18 protein-coding genes are annotated in these 17,425 nt (G+C 49.5%); 11 read left to right on the plus strand and 7 right to left on the minus strand.

The annotated features are described in order from the left end of the window. The first annotated feature begins 64 nt into the window (after positions 1 to 64). Genes tnpB through P397_RS0104085 form a run of 4 tightly spaced genes read left to right on the plus strand, consistent with a single transcriptional unit; the run spans position 65 to position 2,709 of the window. Positions 65 to 1,237, plus strand: a complete 1,173-nt coding sequence (gene tnpB / locus P397_RS0104075; RefSeq protein ID WP_028105725.1) for an IS200/IS605 family element RNA-guided endonuclease TnpB — start codon at positions 65 to 67, stop codon at positions 1,235 to 1,237. 60 nt (positions 1,238 to 1,297) lie between these two features. Further along, entirely contained in the window at positions 1,298 to 1,447 is a 150-nt protein-coding gene (locus tag P397_RS17905) for a VOC family protein (protein ID WP_156508405.1), read from the plus strand. Positions 1,448 to 1,456: 9 nt separating this feature from the next. Further along, positions 1,457 to 2,110: a VOC family protein gene (locus tag P397_RS17095; RefSeq protein ID WP_051523875.1), complete on the plus strand. Its 654-nt coding sequence runs from the start codon at positions 1,457 to 1,459 to the stop codon at positions 2,108 to 2,110. Then, entirely contained in the window at positions 2,107 to 2,709 is a 603-nt protein-coding gene (locus P397_RS0104085) for an alpha/beta hydrolase (RefSeq protein WP_028105726.1), read from the plus strand. The genes P397_RS17095 and P397_RS0104085 overlap by 4 nt, the downstream gene beginning before the upstream one ends. A gap of 56 nt (positions 2,710 to 2,765) precedes the next feature. Here the strand turns inward: P397_RS0104085 and P397_RS0104090 are convergent, their stop codons facing one another. Then, complete coding sequence (locus P397_RS0104090) at positions 2,766 to 3,233, minus strand: hypothetical protein (protein WP_026832093.1); 468 nt, start codon at positions 3,231 to 3,233, stop codon at positions 2,766 to 2,768. Positions 3,234 to 3,641: 408 nt separating this feature from the next. Next, on the minus strand, positions 3,642 to 4,382 hold the full coding sequence (locus P397_RS0104100; RefSeq protein ID WP_028105727.1) for an SGNH/GDSL hydrolase family protein: 741 nt from the start codon (positions 4,380 to 4,382) through the stop codon (positions 3,642 to 3,644). Positions 4,383 to 4,425: 43 nt separating this feature from the next. Between P397_RS0104100 and P397_RS0104105 the strand changes: the two genes are divergently transcribed. Further along, positions 4,426 to 5,493, plus strand: a complete 1,068-nt coding sequence (locus P397_RS0104105; protein WP_026832095.1) for an acyltransferase family protein — start codon at positions 4,426 to 4,428, stop codon at positions 5,491 to 5,493. 51 nt (positions 5,494 to 5,544) lie between these two features. After that, complete coding sequence (locus P397_RS0104110; RefSeq protein WP_233550691.1) at positions 5,545 to 5,877, plus strand: Asp23/Gls24 family envelope stress response protein; 333 nt, start codon at positions 5,545 to 5,547, stop codon at positions 5,875 to 5,877. 46 nt (positions 5,878 to 5,923) lie between these two features. Here the strand turns inward: P397_RS0104110 and P397_RS0104115 are convergent, their stop codons facing one another. Continuing rightward, positions 5,924 to 6,682 (minus strand): SLAP domain-containing protein, encoded by a 759-nt coding sequence (locus P397_RS0104115; RefSeq protein ID WP_028105728.1) that lies wholly within the window; start codon positions 6,680 to 6,682, stop codon positions 5,924 to 5,926. Then, positions 6,666 to 9,026, minus strand: a complete 2,361-nt coding sequence (gene secA2 / locus P397_RS0104120; protein ID WP_028105729.1) for an accessory Sec system translocase SecA2 — start codon at positions 9,024 to 9,026, stop codon at positions 6,666 to 6,668. Before secA2 ends, P397_RS0104115 begins: the two co-directional genes overlap by 17 nt. Before the next feature lie 275 nt (positions 9,027 to 9,301). On the opposite strand from secA2, the gene pgmB reads away from it, so the two are divergent. Continuing rightward, on the plus strand, positions 9,302 to 9,964 hold the full coding sequence (gene pgmB / locus P397_RS0104125) for a beta-phosphoglucomutase (RefSeq protein WP_028105730.1): 663 nt from the start codon (positions 9,302 to 9,304) through the stop codon (positions 9,962 to 9,964). A 256-nt stretch (positions 9,965 to 10,220) separates the two neighbouring features. On the opposite strand, the gene P397_RS0104130 is transcribed toward pgmB, so the two are convergent. Beyond that, the gene (locus tag P397_RS0104130; protein ID WP_028105731.1) at positions 10,221 to 11,705 is read right to left on the minus strand and encodes an N-acetylmuramoyl-L-alanine amidase; all 1,485 of its coding nucleotides are present in this window, start codon (positions 11,703 to 11,705) and stop codon (positions 10,221 to 10,223) included. A 292-nt stretch (positions 11,706 to 11,997) separates the two neighbouring features. On the opposite strand from P397_RS0104130, the gene P397_RS0104135 reads away from it, so the two are divergent. The 4 genes from P397_RS0104135 (at position 11,998) to chrA (ending at position 15,896) form a co-directional block, all read left to right on the plus strand. Continuing rightward, the gene (locus P397_RS0104135) at positions 11,998 to 12,399 is read left to right on the plus strand and encodes a Rok-like winged helix domain-containing protein (RefSeq protein ID WP_014971241.1); all 402 of its coding nucleotides are present in this window, start codon (positions 11,998 to 12,000) and stop codon (positions 12,397 to 12,399) included. A gap of 57 nt (positions 12,400 to 12,456) precedes the next feature. Beyond that, positions 12,457 to 13,500, plus strand: a complete 1,044-nt coding sequence (locus tag P397_RS0104140) for a glycosyltransferase family 4 protein (protein ID WP_026832101.1) — start codon at positions 12,457 to 12,459, stop codon at positions 13,498 to 13,500. 56 nt (positions 13,501 to 13,556) lie between these two features. After that, complete coding sequence (locus P397_RS0104145) at positions 13,557 to 14,666, plus strand: DUF418 domain-containing protein (RefSeq protein WP_028105732.1); 1,110 nt, start codon at positions 13,557 to 13,559, stop codon at positions 14,664 to 14,666. 72 nt (positions 14,667 to 14,738) lie between these two features. Then, positions 14,739 to 15,896, plus strand: coding sequence for a chromate efflux transporter (gene chrA / locus P397_RS0104150; RefSeq protein WP_028105733.1), 1,158 nt, complete (start codon positions 14,739 to 14,741; stop codon positions 15,894 to 15,896). Between the two features lie 123 nt (positions 15,897 to 16,019). On the opposite strand, the gene P397_RS0104155 is transcribed toward chrA, so the two are convergent. After that, complete coding sequence (locus P397_RS0104155) at positions 16,020 to 16,409, minus strand: GNAT family N-acetyltransferase (RefSeq protein WP_028105734.1); 390 nt, start codon at positions 16,407 to 16,409, stop codon at positions 16,020 to 16,022. Beyond that, positions 16,384 to 17,415, minus strand: a complete 1,032-nt coding sequence (locus P397_RS0104160; protein ID WP_026832105.1) for an LCP family glycopolymer transferase — start codon at positions 17,413 to 17,415, stop codon at positions 16,384 to 16,386. Before P397_RS0104160 ends, P397_RS0104155 begins: the two co-directional genes overlap by 26 nt. Positions 17,416 to 17,425: the final 10 nt, after the last annotated feature.

Below are 17,425 nucleotides of genomic sequence, written 5' to 3' on the forward strand. Positions count from 1 at the left end.
AAAGTGGGAGATGAATCGCCAGCCTGCTTTTCGGGTATATTTTCCTTAAAGGAGGTGAAAAATGGTGTTGAAGCACAAGTCCTACAAATTCAGAATCTATCCCACAAAAGAGCAGGAAATCCTGATCGCGAAGACGATCGGGTGTTCACGCTTCATCTTCAACCACTTCTTGGCGAAGTGGGATGAAATGTACAAGACCACTGGAAAAGGACTGTCCTACGGTTCTTGTTCCAAAGAAATTCCTTTGTTGAAGCAGGAGTTCGACTGGTTGAAGGAAGTCGATAGTACCTCTGTTCAGATCAGCGTAAAACATCTTGCTGATGCATTTGACCGCTTCTTCAAGAAGCAGAACCAACGCCCTCGATTCAAGTCCAAGCGCCATCCCGTCCAGTCGTACAAGACCAACATCCAAGGTAAAAACCAGCTTCCTGAAGTCTCAATTGGATGCAACCAGCTCAAACTTCCGAAGCTGAAATGGGTTCGTTTCGCCCATTCGAAACAGGTCACAGGCCGTATCTTGAACGCCACAATCCGACGTAACGCTTCAGGCAAATACTTCGTCTCCCTGCTCGTCGAGCAAGAAATCCACGAACTGCCGAAGATCGGTTCATCCGTCGGCGTCGACGTCGGACTCAAGAACTTCGCCATCCTGTCGGATGGTACGATTTACAAGAACGACCGTTACTTCCGTTCGCTTGAGAAGAAACTGGAGCGTGAACAGCGTAAGCTCTCCCGCCGTCAACGCATCGCCCTGAACAAGAAAGTGAAGCTGTCCGAGGCAAGGAACTATCAGAAGCAAAAGCGGAAGGTTGCGCGTATCCACGAGAAGATCGCCAACAAGCGCACCGACTTCCTGCACAAGGTATCGACCGAGATCGTCAAAAACCACGACGTCATCGGCATCGAGACCTTGCAGGTGAAGAACATGCAGAAGAACCGCAAGTTGAGTAAGGTCATCTCGGACGTCAGCTGGTCGGAGTTCTTCCGTATGCTGGAATACAAGGCAGATTGGTACGGGAAGATTGTCGTGAAGGTCGGCAAGACCTTCGCTTCGAGCCAACTCTGCTCGAATTGCGGACATCAACACAAAGACGTGAAACATCTCAGCTTGCGTGAATGGACATGCCCGAGTTGCGGGACCCATCACGACCGGGATGTGAACGCAGGACTGAATCTCAAACAAGAAGCCAAACGTATCTTAGCTTCTTCAACCGTCGGGACGACGGGGTTAGCCTGATCAATTTTCGACCGTTAGGTCGGATAACTCAGGAATCCTTCACCTCTAAGTGAAGCGTAGGTGGAGGTAGTTCAATTCGGCAATGAATCCGGTGCGCCGGGGACAATCATCACCTTTTTCCCGTTCGAAGGAATCCAGCAAGGGACGGTCGGTGCCGGACAAGTCGGAACGACAGCCTATGCGATTCCAGCCGGTGCCTACGATTTTTGAAAAAACCGCTTGACCGCAAAAGCTGTCATGTTCGAAGAAGCGGAACGGTTCGGCGAAAAGCAATTGGTCTTCAAGGATCCGCATGGCTTACAAATCGAACTGGTCGAACGAACCGAGGGACCAAACAGCCGTTTTGAAATCGATGGGATTTCTACCGACGTCGCCATCAAAGGGTTTGCCGGAGCGACGTTGCTGTCGCACGATCCAACGGATACGGCACGTCTTTTGACGGAAGCATTCGGATTGACGCTTGCGAAACGGTCGGAAACGATGGACCGATACGCAGCGGCCGGTGAGTTTGGAAACACGGTTGACGTCCTGCATGCGAATGTCCCTGTCGGACGACCGGGAGCAGGAACCGTTCACCATATCGCGTGGCGCTCGGACGACCAGGCAAATCAACTCGATTGGATGAAACAAATCAATGCCTTTGGTCTGATGACGACAGAAGTCAAAGACCGCAATTACTTCACATCGATTTACTTCCATGACCGGGGTCGGATTTTGCATGAAATCGCAACCGATACCCCTGGTTTTGCCGTCGATGAAGCGTTTGAAGCATTGGGTGAAGAGTTAAAGTTACCGGAGCAATTTGAAGCACACCGGGCGACGATTGAAGGACATGTCGCACCAATCACACTACCAAAGGGGAGACTTGTATGATCCATCTATTTGAACCGGCGAAACAACCGGGCGCACCGATTTTTCTTTTGTTACACGGAACAGGCGGGACGGAGCAGGATTTGATCGGGCTCGTGTCACTGTTACATCCGGAAGCCGGCTATCTGTCGGTCCGGGGCGAGGTAACGGAAAACGGAATGCCGCGCTTCTTTAAACGATTGGCGGAAGGTGTATTTGACGAAGCAGACCTTGCGCTCCGGACAGAGCGGTTGATCACCTTCTTGGAAGAAATGAGCGAAACACACGGTTTCGCTGTTGATCAACTCATACCGGTCGGCTATTCGAACGGAGCCAACATCGCAGCGAACATGATGTTTGAAAAACGTTTGTTTGAACAGGCGATCCTGCTTCATCCGATGGTTCCACGACGCGGTCTGACGTTGCCCGATTCCTCACAGGTCCGGGTTTTCATCGGAGCAGGGACAAACGATCCGATTTGTCCGGCTTCTGAAACCGAGGAGCTGACGCAACTGTTTGAACAGGCCGGCGCAGACGTCGACGTGACTTGGTCCCATCATGGTCACCAACTCGTCATGCCGACGATCGAAGCAGCGGCACAATGGTTGGCAGTTAAAAAATAACAGACAAAAAGCATGGAATCCAGGGAGCAGTTGTCCCGGTATTCCATGCTTTTTGTTTAAGCTGGATGATCGCTCTTAGGACGTGAATAGACGATGAGGACGCCGCGTTCGACGAGTTGGGTGGCGAGTGTTTCAATGGATTCTTGGGATGCTTTCGTTTGCGTGATGTGTTTGTAGAGGTGACGGAGTTCGCGGCGCATCGGTTTACGGATCAACCACATGCTGTCGATGATGGGGCACCAGCTCAGAACGGTTTCATGACCGATGTAAAACTGGGTTTGGCGGTCGAGATACCGGATCCACCATTCATCGCGTGCCATCTTTAACAGGACGCCTGTCAGGAAGACGACGGTCAGGGCAAGTGGAATGCTTTCATAGAAAGGAAGGTTTACGAGTACTTCACGGAGTCCCGTGACAAAGCTGAGCATCGTCCATCCAATGAGACCGATGACGAGCCAATAGCCAAAGTTGACTGTACTTCGTTGCTGCATCATAACTCTTGGTTTAAGGATTGGAGTAGCCATCAGAATCACCTCCTTGTTAAATAATCGAATTTTCTGACAATTTATAGTTGTCCTTCTACTATAGTTACTTTTCCCCGAAACGTCCAGTCCTTAGACATAGAAAATGTGTTTCTTTCTTGACGAATTTCGTGTACGCTAAAAAAAGAAAGTGAACGGTTACATATAAGGGGGAGAAAAGATGGATCAAGTCGTGTGGATCGCAGTTGGCGTCGTCGCAATCGCTGTATTCTCAGCATCAAGCATCGCCGCATACATGGGTGTCAAAAACCAAGAAGACTAAGCAAAGAGCGGTTCATTTTTAAGATGGACCTTAAAAAAGGGAGGTTCCGGTTTGCGGAATCTCCCTTTTGCCATGCCTGAATTTGATCAAGAAAACGAATCGGTGTTAACGATCGGCTAACGATTTGCTTATTGGTTTTCAGTAATCTGGATTTTCTCAGCAAAGGGCTTCAACGCATCACTCCAGCGTAAATAACCGCCGCCGACCAGATGGAGACCATCGTAGGTCATCCGGTTTTGAAGGTATCCTTGTTGATTCGTCAATCCCGGGCGTAGGTCGATGAACTCAGCGTCGAGGGATTGAGCCAGCTGTTCCAAGTTCCGGTTTAACGCTTCGACATCCCGGTTGACTCGAACGGAGTCCGAATATTTAGGCGCAACGGGTAACGTTGACTGGATGACAACATCGATGTTATTTTTTCGAAGAGTCGTCACAATCGTCGTCATGTTTTCCGTAATCGTCGGAATCGGCGTGAAATGCCGGATATCATTGATGCCGCCCATTAAAAAGACACGTTTTGGTTTCATCTCCACGATGAGATCCAGTCGGGTCAAAAATCCTTCCGTCGTATCCCCCGGAATGCCGAAGTTGACGATTGTCGGATCATTCAACAAGATCCGCCAATCTGCAAAATTCGTCATTGAATCACCCAACATGACAGCATTCGGCGATTTTGGGTATTGATAAGTATGGAAGAGACTATTCAAGCGAACATAGTTCGGATTTTTGGTGTACTGGAATGTCGTCACTGGTTGCGTACTCGTTGCAGGAAAGGCACTTTCAAATAACTCGAGTGGTTTCCGTCCTAACAGAAGGGCAAGGAGGACGATGTTTACGGCAACAGAAAGAATGAGTAGAGCTTTTTTCATAAAACAATCGTTCCTTTCGAGGGAGTATAAGGGGTAGTGTAACATGAATCGAAATCCATGGTTCGACAATATCAAAGGATTTCTCGTCATTTTCGTCGTCATCGGTCATATGCTGACCGATTTACGGTTTGACTATGACGGGAAACTGCTTGAAACGGTGTATCTGATCATCTATTCGTTCCACATGCCATTATTCATCATCTTAAGTGGCTACTTCTTCCGGGAAAATAAATATCTCCGTGTCATCCAACTGTTTGCCGTTTATTGCGTCTGGCAAATCCTGATTGGATCATGGGCGACGTTTGGAGAAGGATTGCCGCTGTTATCAGGCGAGAATATCGGAACGCATCTGTTACGACCGTACTGGGCCCTTTGGTATCTCTTCGTCATGGTCGTCTGGTATATCGTCACACCGTATGTCGTCCATCTGCGTGGGTATGTCTGGTTTGGACTCGCCTTTGCCTTGTTATACGGCTTTGAACTCGAAAATACAGGATTTTTAGCTCTACGAAAATTGATCATGTTTTATCCCTACTTCCTTCTCGGAAACTACCTGTCGGAGCATGAGTTCATTCGGATCTTTGAAATGCCGAAAAACTTTAAGCGGCGGATGAATGTGCGGTTGATCGGCGGGCTGGCGTTTGCAAGTGTCGTCGGCTTCCTACTATATGAAGCATGGCGTGATACACCACAGGAAATCGTCGCGCTCGCCAATGCCTTTAAGCATCGCTTTCCGTATGTCGTCCAGTATGACAGTGATGCCTGGATCGGCGTCTTGAAGCACGGCGTGATCTATTTCCTCTCGATCACGGCGTCGCTTGGATTCATGATGCTTGTCCCGATGCGCCGTCTGCCGCTCGTGACACGTGCCGGCGAACTCAGTTTATACGTGTATCTGCTCCACGTCTTCTTCGTCATGGCATGGCGGCAATACGTGACGGAAGCGTTTGTGCCGCAACCGTGGCTCGCGCTGCTGATCGTCACCGGTGTCGGGTTACTGATTGTTGGGGTCATCATTCACCCGCTCGTCGTGCGGATCTTACGACCATTGATTGAAATTGATATTCGTCCGATTGTCGAAGAACGACAAGACCTTTCAAAAAAAGGTTAAATGCTATACAATTTAAGGTAGAGCGATTAATTGATGAAGGGCGTGGAAAGTATGTCGTATAACTTAAACAATGCGGATGGTGTCGTAAACGTTTCGCAACAAGTCATTGAAGTCATTGCCGGGGTAGCAGTTCAGGAAACAGAAGGTATTGCCTTTACGCAGGACGATTCAAAATTACAGGAAAAACAAATGGTGAAACTGGTGAAGGTCGAAGATGTCGACGGTTCGATCACGGTCAGTCTGTCGGTGCATATCAAATACGGTATGTCGATCATCAAAACAGCCGGCAAGGTCCAGGAACGCATCGCCCAAGACATGGAAAACATGTTGGCATTCCAGCCAAAAGCGATCAACGTCCGGGTCATCGGTTTATTAAAAGGATAATCAAAAATGGACTTTTCGTCACTGACGAGAAGTCCATTTTTTATCTTTAAGGAAGATACCGTAACGCAAGGGAATCCGCCGCCGGAGCCATGTAGTCAAAGACGAGTCGGATGGCGGTCTCACTCGTAGCAGAGACGTGGACGGACCCGTGCCCGGCAGTCGATACAGTCTGCTCGCCCGAAACGAGCTCAAACGTGAGAGAATCCAGCTCAAGCGACTGTTCGTTCGGATTGCGGACTAGGACGATGGCTTCGACAGTGTGCTCCCGCTTGAAAATCGAGACAGGCAACAGCGACCAACCATCTGTTGGTGGAGTTGGATGCGAAAAAGCGACTTGTCGAATCAATCGTTGCTCCGACAAAGTAAACGTGTCATCAATCACGAGATCAGATAAATGCTCATTCGAGAACACGAGTTCAAGAGGAGCATCAAGCGTTTCCAAGTCGACGAATCGTTCTTCCTCTGAAAATTCGAGCCAGAGTGGTAATGTCGCCATCGGCAGCAGGACGGGGACTTCTTCGATCGTAAAGGTCTTTCGGGCGACGAGTTGGTCACCGGACAGGACCAGAACAACTAAATCATTGAGCTGGAACTGTTGGTCGAGTGTATTTTGAAACAGGGCGATGACATGAAGTGGATCTGTTTGTAACACCTGAAACAGATGAATCGCCAGTTGACCCGGTCCCAGTTTCGGCAACTGATTCACCGCATAACGAAATACATACTCATCTTCTTTGACAATCGGCATATCCTCGGTAAAGTACAGCGCAGGTTGAATCCAGACAGAATCAGTCGACGGTTGCATGAATGAGTCCTCCTTGCATCGGTGTCTCTTCAAAACGGCAAAAGCCTGAGACGACTTGTTTTTCAAAGCTGAAGATGGCATAACGGAAATAATCCATGCCTTCCCGTTCAAAAATCCGGACCGGTTGTTCCTGACCGTAACTCCGGAGGTGAATCCCTTCTTTCAGCGAGTTCATGGCAGTCAGGTGACTGGTCCACTGTTCGTCAAGCGCCAGCAGCATGAAACGGCGTGCCGTCTCCTCGTGTTCAGAGAGGTGTCGCGCCATCAGTTGCTCAATCGTTTCCACGAGGGGCTCGATCTCTTGTTTGACGGTGTCGACCGAATCCGCCGGCACTAACGCGACCGGTTGATGGAGCAATTGTTCGAGTTCTGTTTTCAATAAATCGATCGGCCATTCCTCCGGCACGAGCTCATCCGTTAAATATTGCTCAATATAGGAATAAATCGTTTGGCGGGCGAAGGGATGCACAAATTGATCGAGCGTCGCCGAGTCGACGATTTGATTTCGCAAACGATAGATGGCAAGCCGCTGTTCACTGATGACTTCCTCGAGTTGCACGAGATCGTCCCGAACACTTCGGTTGACGGACTCACAGGTCTCCTGCGCATACGCCATCAGTTGTTGGGCTTCTTTCGCCGTGATCGGACCGCTGACGGAACCGAGTTTCTTTTTGACGCGTACCAGCCGATCGCGGGCAAAACGGCGGGGTAACTCATCTTCAAGCGAGAGATAAAAACGTGTCAAACCGGGATCCCCCTGACGACCGGCGCGACCGCGCAACTGGTTGTCGATTCGGACGGATTCGTGGCGCTCTGTTCCGATGACGAACAAACCACCCTGTTCTTTTGCGGTGTCGTCAAGCAGGATATCGGTGCCGCGACCCGCCATGTTCGTCGCAATCGTCACCCGGCCGGATTGACCGGCCGAGGCGATGATCCGGATTTCTTGATCGACCGTCTTGGCATTCAAAATTTCATAGGGAATGTTTTTGTCGTCTAAGACCTGCGCGACTTTCAACGATTGTTCGATCGAAGTCGTTCCGATCAGAACCGGTTGACCGGTTGCGTGGGTCGCCGCAGTCGCTTCCGCGATCGCCAGATACTTTTCCCGGCTCGTCAAAAACAGGACGTCTGTGTCGTCATGGCGAATTTTCGGTCGGTTCGGCGGAATTGAGACGACGTCCATCCGGTAAGTCTTCAGGAATTCATCCCGGGAAGTCGCAGCGGTTCCCGTCATGCCGCAGACATGCCGGTACAGCCGAAAGTAATGTTGAATCGTAATTTGCGCCGTCGTTCGATTTTCTTCCGTCACACTGACCTGCTCTTTTGCTTCCAGCGCTTGATGGAGACCGTCTGACAAGCTGCGTCCTTCCATCAAACGTCCTGTGAAAAGATCGACAAGAGCAATCTTGTCGTCCTTGACGATATAATCAACGTCGCGTTGCAAGACGACATGCGCGCGCAGCGCTTGGATGACGTAATGGAACAAGACGGCATGTTCAGCAGCAAACAATTGATCAATGCCGAAGACCCGTTCAATCGTCTCGATCCCTTGATCGGTCAAGGCAACGGCTTTGATTTCTTCATCAAACGTATAATCCGTTTCATTCGTAAAATCTTGTACGACGTGACGGATGAGCTGTTGTAATCCTTCGTGGACGGTATCACGTTCCGCCATGATGAGCGGGGTTTTCGCCTCGTCAATCAATACGCTGTCGACTTCATCAATCAAGGCGAAACGAAGTGGACGCTGCAGACGCTCCTCAGGTCGCATGATGAGGTGGTCCCGCAAGTAATCAAAGCCAAATTCGGTTCCGACGCCATATGTAATGTCAGAAGCGTAAGCCTGTTGTTTTTCCTCAAACGACAATTCCGCTGAATTGATGCCGACCGTCAAGCCGAGGAAACGGTGAATTTGACCGATCTGTTCCGCATCACGTCGGGCGAGATACTCGTTGACCGTGATGACGTGGACACCGTGACCATGTAAGGCCTGGGTGAAGCTTGCAAGGGAAGCGACCAAGGTTTTTCCTTCACCGGTCGCCATTTCGGCAATATGACCCGAAAGCAACGAAAGCCCGCCTAACAACTGCACATCGTAATGACGTAATCCGAGTGTCCGTTTGCTTGCTTCGCGCACGAGTGCAAAGGCGGTGACCGTGACCGCTTCGATTTTTTCACCGGCTTGCAGACGGTCTTTTAAGGATTGGGTCAGTTGTCGCAATTCGTCATCGGTTTTTTGTTCCATTTCTGCTTCTAAGCTGTTAATTAATAAAACGGTTTTTTCATAACGCCGCATTCTGCGGCTCTGTTCATCTATTAATTGTTTAACACGCTGAAACATAGTTGGTCACTCCTTCAGTTCGACTATCAGACTGGCTTCATTATAACAGTTAAAAATTGTAAAACGAATAGTAAAGAACGAAATAAGTAAAACATTCCCTTGAAATTGAAAACGTTTTCTTTTTAAAGGAATAATTGTTTTTCTTTTGTTTTTTGATAACGCTTGCAAAGAGGTGATGGAACAGGTAAAATAATTCTTGAGGCAAGTGCAATCGTTTGCGCAAATCATTCGATTTCTTGTCTTTCATGTACGATGGATGAAAGGATGGATGTCGGATGGCACCAACGATCGAAGCCGTTATTTTTGATTTAGACGGCGTAATTACCGATACAGCCGAGTATCATTATCTGGCTTGGAAACAACTGGGTGAGGAGTTGAATATTCCGTTCGACCGGGATTTCAATGAAACACTAAAAGGCGTCAGTCGGACCGATTCGCTCGAGCGGATTTTAACACTTGGCGGAAAGCAGGATGCTTTCACGGAACAAGAAAAAACTGCGCTCGCGACGAAAAAGAATGACCATTACGTCACGTTGATCCAACATATCTCAGAACAGGACCTTCTACCGGGAATCATTGCGTTCCTTGACGAAATCCGTGCTGCTGGACTGAAAATCGGAATGGCGTCGGCTTCTAAAAATGCGTTGAGCGTCGTTGAGGCACTTGGAGTTCGGCACTATTTTGATGATATCGTCGATGCCGCGACCGTAGCCCAGTCGAAACCACACCCTGAAGTGTTTTTACGGGCAGCGGAGGCGCTTGGCGTCGAACCGGCACGTTGTATCGGTGTAGAAGATGCATCGGCAGGTATCACGGCGATTCACGCAGCAGGTATGTATGCTGTCGGAGTCGGACCGGAAACGACGTTACATGAGGCAGACTATCGTGTCGATTCGACGGATTTGCTTTCCCTTGAGCAAATTCTAGCTAGTCGCTAATGACTTTTGACCATTCCCTGATGGTTGACAGTTTCATCTGATTGATCTCTTTTCATGTGAGTATAAAAGGACCGCTTCCCTGAGCGGTCCTTTTATCATGCAAAAAGAGTTCACCTAAAAAGGAATCACTCGCTTTACGCGTTTCCTGTCGGAGTCGCGTGAAGCGAGTGATTCCTTATAAACAAGACAAGGGCGACAGAATGATCATCTGCCGTCCTCGTCTGTGTAAAGACTGATTTAAATGAAGTGGATGAAATTAGAGCGTCGCCAGAATGCCGTCGGCAATCGCTTGGGCATAACGGGCCTGATAAGTCGGACTCGCTAACTTCGCACGATCAGTGCTGTTCGACAAGAAACCGAGTTCGGCGAGAACTGCCGGTGCTTGTGTACCACGGATGACGGCGTAGTTGGCAAAATGAATATTCCGGTTCCGCATGCCGGCGTAGCTTGTCAAACGTTGTTGGATCGCTTGAGCCAATTGGACCGAAGTTGATCCTTTGTAATAAAAGCTTTCCGCTCCTGAAGCGCTGAGAGCAGTCGAGGCATTAACATGAATGCTGACGAACCGGGACGTCGAGTGTGCATTCGACATCGCGCTCCGGTCACCGAGTGTCGGATAATAATCGTTCGTGTAGCGGGTGAGAGTCAGATCAACTTTTCCTTCAAGTAAACTCGCAACTTGGCGGGCGACGGACAAGACGATATCCCGTTCTGCGAGACCGGACCGGACGGCACCCGGATCGTGCCCGCCGTGACCAGGATCGATGACGATCAGCGGACGGTTGGACGGGCTTGGTTGGAACAGTGTCAAATACGTCGCTTCGATGTATCCGCGGCGACCGTCTGCGGTTTGGACGGCGACGAAACCACGTGTCTTATGCAGACTGTTTGTGACGATGACCGGTGTTCCGCGCCCGACGCGGGCAATCTGTCCGCTCAAGACGGATGCCGCAGAACGCAAGGCAACCGTGCTGCCGGAGTCAGTCAGGACAAACATCTTGGCACCGCTGTAATCCGCTTTTCCGGCAGGTGTGGAAGCCGGTGAAGCCGTTCCCTTTTTTAAGTAGGTTCCCATGACATACCCTGTTTTTCCGCCGTACGTGACTTTATGCCAGTTCGAACTGATGGATAACGACTGCACGACTTGATTCGTTGGAATCGTCATCAGCAAGGCACCTGATGTTGTTGGTGCACTTCGCAAGTTCAACCGTTCTGTTGTCGTGTAAGCCGTCGAAGAAGCCGTCGTGACTTTCTTTAAGTAAGAGCCGGAGACGAAACCGGTTTTTTTGTTATACGTGACCTGATACCAATCGCCGTTTCGGAAACTCGATGTGAGTGTGGTTTTCGTCGGGATCGTCAGCAAGCGCGTTGACGAGGTCGAAGCCGCTTGACGTAACGACAGGGCATCTGTCGTTTGATACGTTGTTTTGGTAAAGGACGTACCGGTGACGACTTTCGTCAAATATTGTCCGATGACATAACCAGTCTTTCCGTTATAGGTGACTTTGTACCAATCGCCCAACCGGTAACTGGAAGTGAGCGATGTGTTGTTCGGAATCGTCGTCAATCGGTTGGATGAAACCGAGTTGGAAGAGCGGAGATTCAACAGATCGGTTGTTTTATATGTCGTTTTCGTAAACGTTGTCCCGGTTGCAGCCGATACTAATGAGGACGGAAAAGCGATGGTGATCAGAAGCAAAAGTACTAGGGCCGCTGCTAAGATTTTAGTTAATTTGTCCATTAATTTTCCAGTCTCCTTTTAAGTAAGATGAATAGGTACAAAAGCTTATATAGTCAATTAAATACTTTTAAAATAGTTTAATTTATAATTTATATGTTCCGTTCCATCTCCTTTCTGGTAATATGAAGTGTAGCTGAGGCATCGACAATGAGATAAAAATATTACAGAATAATTAAATATATAATTAAATTATATATTAAAGAGGCAAAAAGTAGTGCTTTATATTTCAAAAAACATACAATTGAAACATAATTGAAATATTTATGTTTAATTTAGGAAAGTAGGTCAACAAATGGGAACGAGTGAACATATCTACCGAGAACTGATGGAAATCGAAGAGGAATACCGTCGTCTGCAACGGCGTGCCGAGTATTTAATCGCGGAGCTGAGCCGGGGAACAGGGGATTCGGCAAAAGAAATCGCCGTCACACAAGAACGCCCGTTAAAACAACGCCGCGTGAATCAACGTTATCCACTGGAAGTCTATGTGCATCAAATCAGTGATCTAATGCGTGAACGCGAGTCGATGTCAGCACGCGACATTCAGATGGAACTTGAATTACGGTACCGGCATCAAATCAGCAACATCTATCAATTGATGGCAAAAGTCGAACAAGCGAATCCTGCAATCAAAAAGGTAGGACGCGGTATCTATACATATGATCCATCTGCAGAAGTTCCAATCTTCATGTGAGCCGCTCGTCGGCTCTTTTTTTTTATGATATAATTCGCGCAGGAGCGTGATGTTATTATGTTATGGACGGCGTCCATTGTCTGTTTTATCGCGGCCTTACTGATCACACCCGTCGTAAAACGCTTTGCGATTGCAGTCGGTGCCGTTGACAGTCCGGACGCGCGAAAAGTACACGTGCGGATCATGCCGCGTTTAGGGGGACTGGCGATTTATATCGCCTTCATGATCGGCTACTTTATTTTGCAACCTTCGAGTCCGTATGCGACTCATATTTTAGTCGGTGGTTTTGTCGTGATTTTGACAGGAGCACTCGATGACCGTTTCCAATTAAATGCCCGTTTGAAATTGATGGGGCAGATCGTCGCGGCCGTCGTCGTCTTAAACGGCGGCATCCGGATCGAATTCATCAACTTACCGTTTGACCAACAACTGTTTCTCGGTTGGTGGAGTGTTCCGTTGACGTTTTTATGGGTCATCGGGATCACGAATGCTGTCAACTTAATTGACGGACTCGACGGTCTTGCAGCCGGCGTCTCAAGTATCGTCCTGCTGACGCTGATCAGTCTGGCCGTCATTCAAGGGAATGTCTACGTGACGATTGTCGCGATTCTGCTCTTGATGAGTACGTTCGGATTCTTATTCCACAACTTTTATCCGGCGAAGATTTTCATGGGCGATACCGGTGCCTTGTTCCTCGGTTACATGCTGGGTGTCTTGTCCTTGTTAGGGTTTAAGAACGTCACCTTGTTCTCACTGGCGGTTCCTGTCATCTTGCTCGGGATTCCGATTTCGGACACGCTGTTTGCGATCGTCCGCCGGGTCTTGCAAGGGAAACCGCCGTTTGCACCGGATAAAGCGCATTTGCATCACCGATTGCTCGATCTTGGATTTACGATGCGTCAAGCCGTGCTCGTCATCTATGGACTTTGTGCGATTTTCGGTATGACGGCGATTCTGTTTTCCCAGACGAATTCGCTTGGTGCGCTTGTGTCCTTATTGATGCTCCTGCTTGTCCTCGATATCCTCGTCGAATCACTCGGATTGCTCGGAGAACGATATCGTCCCTTGTTGAATTTGTTGGAACGCATTACATCAAAATGACCAATCAGCCGCTCAAACGATTTGAGCGGCTGATTGGCGGTTAAGGAGTGTTTCGTGTGAATCTGATCGAACGAACAAATCGTATTGTGTACTTGGATGTGTTACGCGGTTTTGCATTATGCGGCATTTTATTCGTCAACATGCCGAGTTTTCTCGGGGAACGGACGACAAGTGAGATGGGACAGGTCGATCAACTGCTTCGACTCCTGTTTGACCTCTTCATCCAGACGAAATTCTATACCTTATTCAGTGTCTTGTTTGGAGCCGGTTTTATTTTGTTTATCGATCGCCTTCGCGTGAAAGGCAAATCCCTTTGGATCTTCGTACGCCGGCTGACGATTTTGTTGGCATTCGGACTGATCCACCTCTTGTTTTGGAAAGGGGATATACTTCAGACCTATGCGTTAAGCGGCTTCTTTTTATTGTTGTTCGTCAAAACGCGGCCGACGACGAAGCTGTTCGTCGGGATTGCCTTGCAGGTATATACGTTTTTCCTCTACTTATCGATCTATCTGTACGCCCGCTCGGAAGGGGATCAATCGATCGTCGAACCGGACGGAACGTTGCAAGAATTGGTCGCGTCCCGTCAAGTCCTGGACTACATAGCACATCATGCCACGATCGAAATCCCGATGGCGTTGACGAACACGCTGACGATTTTTCCGGAAATCCTGTCCTTGTTCTTGATCGGTGCTTACTTGATGGAACGGTTTACGGTCCGACCGCCGACGACCCGAACGCTCGTCGTGCTGCTCACGGTGAGTCTGCTGTTGTCGCTGCCGGCACTTTATCAGATCGTGCTGATTCATCAAGGCGAAGTACCGGACGGTTTAGCGAACTTCTTTTTCGTCTGGTTATCCGGACGGACACTTGCTGTAACGTATGCGGCGGCGATCGCCTTGCTGATCCGCTCCGGGCGTTCCTTAAATGGATTTCAGGTGCTTGGTCGGATGGCGTTGACGAACTATCTGTCGCATACGCTCGTCTTTACAGTGTTGATTTTCTTGACCGGCGCCTACGGAACGATCCCGCTTTGGCAAGGCACGGTAGCGGTCATCATACTCTTAGTGATACAAGTCGTCTTTTCCCGTTGGTATTTAAGACGACATGCCCAAGGTCCGGTTGAAGCCGTCTGGCGTGCCGGCACCTATGGACGCCGTAAATAACCAGACCAGAGTGTGCGAGGTGTCACAAAAAATTTACAAACTTTTCGTATAATCAGTGGTGGAGGTGGTTATATGAACAGATGGATCGAAATTTTTATCGTGTCCTTGAAACTTGGGTTAACGTCCTTTGGCGGACCTGTCGCCCATTTAGGGTACTTTTACGAGGAATATGTCAAACGAAGGAAATGGGTGGATGAGAAGGCTTATGCCGATCTCGTCGCCCTCTGCCAATTCCTCCCGGGACCGGCGTCAAGCCAGGTCGGGATGGGAATCGGTCTTGTTCGAGGCGGCGTCGTCGGTGCAATCGTCTCATTCATCGGCTTTACGTTACCATCGAGTGTTCTTTTGGTCGTGTTTGCCGTGCTTGCGACGGAATATGATTTGGCGGAAGCCGGCTTCATTCATGGATTAAAACTTGTTGCTGTCGCCATCGTCGCGGATGCTGTCCTTGGTATGGGGACGAAACTGGCGGTCGGTCCGAAGCGCCTGTTTTTGATGTTGCTCGCTCTGGCCGGAGTGTTGCTGCTCGCGCATCCGCTGGCGCAAGTCGGTGTGCTCGTGCTCGCGGCATTGCTTGGTTTGGTCCTGTTTGACGACGAACCGAAAAGCGGCGGACAACTTAACATCCGTGTGCCGCGGCTTCTCAGCATCAGCGCGTTGGTGCTGTTTACCGTCCTGCTCGTTGCGACACCGATTTTAGCGAACGTCGCGACGGGGAACATTCAATTGACAAGCATCATGTATAGTGCCGGAGCGTTAGTGTTCGGAGGCGGACATGTCGTCTTGCCGTTTCTGCAGCAGTCACTCGTCCCCGACTTTTTGACGGGCGACAGTTTTCTGGCGGGATATGCGGCAGCACAAGCCGTTCCGGGACCACTCTTTACTTTTGCGACCTACTTAGGAACGGTCATCCATGGTGTGACCGGCGGAATTCTTGCGACGCTCGCGATTTTCCTGCCCGGTTTCCTGCTCGTCATCGGGGTGCTTCCGTTTTGGGACCGTGTCCGCGGCAACAAACAGGTCAGCCGCATGTTGATTGGTGTCAACGCAGCCGTCGTCGGCATTCTACTTGCTGCCTTGTATGATCCAATCTTTACGTCAAGTGTCAAAACCGGGTTCGACTTTTTCGTCGCCTTCGGACTGTTTTGTTTACTCCGCTTCTACAATCAGTCACCACTGCGCATCGTCCTCATCGGTGCCGTGATCGGAACGATCATGAGTTGGATTTGAAGCCGCTTCAAGCGAATTGTAAACGGCATGTAAAAAACGAACGCTTTTTCTGTTTAGAACAGGAAAGCGTTCGTTTTTTTGATTAGAATGAATTGTTGAAGCAGTACCACGGTGAGTTGGCCGTCACTCCCGTTTAAGCGTCACGAGGACAATCGTATCACGGCTGACCTGATCAACCTGTCGAAAGCCGAATTGCTGATACAACGCGATCGCCGGAAGATTGGCCGCGGCAGTCGAGACAAAGTGGAGCAAGTGTTTGGCAATCCCTTGACGAAAATAATCCGGTGCGACGACTAAGCGTGTGATCGTCTCCTGTTCGATCGTCAAAGCACCGACGAGTTGTTCATCCAAACAATAGACGTAACCGCTTGGCTGCTCGTGCACGAGTTGTGCGGGCGTTTGCTGCAGTGGCGGGGAGTCGGAAACACCAATCAAATCCGCCTCGACTTGATAAGCCCGCTGTTGGAGCCGGTGAAGTGCCGGATAATCAGTTGCTTCCAGTCGTCGAATCATCCGTGACCTCCGGTGTGGACGTTAAGTCATCGGTTGTTTCCGGCAAGTTCAGTTGTTCTTTTAGCGTGGCTTTGGCGTCCGATAACGAAGCCGGATCCAGTTGATAATAGTAGGCCCCGTTGATTTTCGTATCGGTCCCTTTTAAATCGATGCGGTTCACGGCATTCAGTGACTTCGCGAACGGTTGCAGCTGGAATGCTTCCGTCAGCGACATGTTGGTCGTGAAGTTATCACCCGTCGCATCCATCAATTTATTGAGTTTCGTAATGGATCCAAAGGACGTCGACTGATCGATGATCGCCTGAACGACCTGCTGTTGGCGTTTCGTTCGTCCGATGTCTCCTTCAGGATCCTGATAACGCATGCGGGCATAGGCCAGTGCTTCCTCTCCGTTGAGCTGTTGGAGACCGGGCTCCAACTTCACCCCGTTTTTTTGATCCGAGGAATCGAGTGTATCGATCGGTAACTTGACATCGACCTCAATGCCGCCGACGGCATCGACGATCGCGACGACACCATTAAAGTTGATGGAGCCGTAATAATCGATCGGGATATCAAGCAGCGTCTCGACGGTTTCAATCGTCGAATCAATCCCGCCAAACGCATAGGAATGGTTGATTTTATCTTCATACCCGACAGAAGGGATCATGACGAGGGAATCACGGGGGATGCTGAGCAGATTGACTTTTTTATCGGTTTTGTTGAAGGTTGCGACAATCATCGTATCGGCCCGCGAAGACGTATCACCGGGACGTTCATCCGTCCCGACGAGCAGGACCGAGAAATGATCCTTTGTTAAATCGACGGCTGCTGCGCGTTTGTCTGATTTGTCGCCACGCGACAATTCAACCTCGGATTGTTTGGCGGCTTGGAACGTCTTGTTCGCGACATATGCGAACGCGGCGCCGCCTGTAATGAAGATCACCAGGAATCCGATGACGAACATTTTAAACCAGGGACGCTTTCGTTTTGGTTTTGCAGAACGGGATCGTTTGGAATCATCCACTGTTCATTAC

Origin of the sequence: Exiguobacterium undae DSM 14481, assembly GCF_000620805.1 — a bacterium.
Lineage (GTDB): Bacteria > Bacillota > Bacilli > Exiguobacteriales > Exiguobacteriaceae > Exiguobacterium_A > Exiguobacterium_A undae.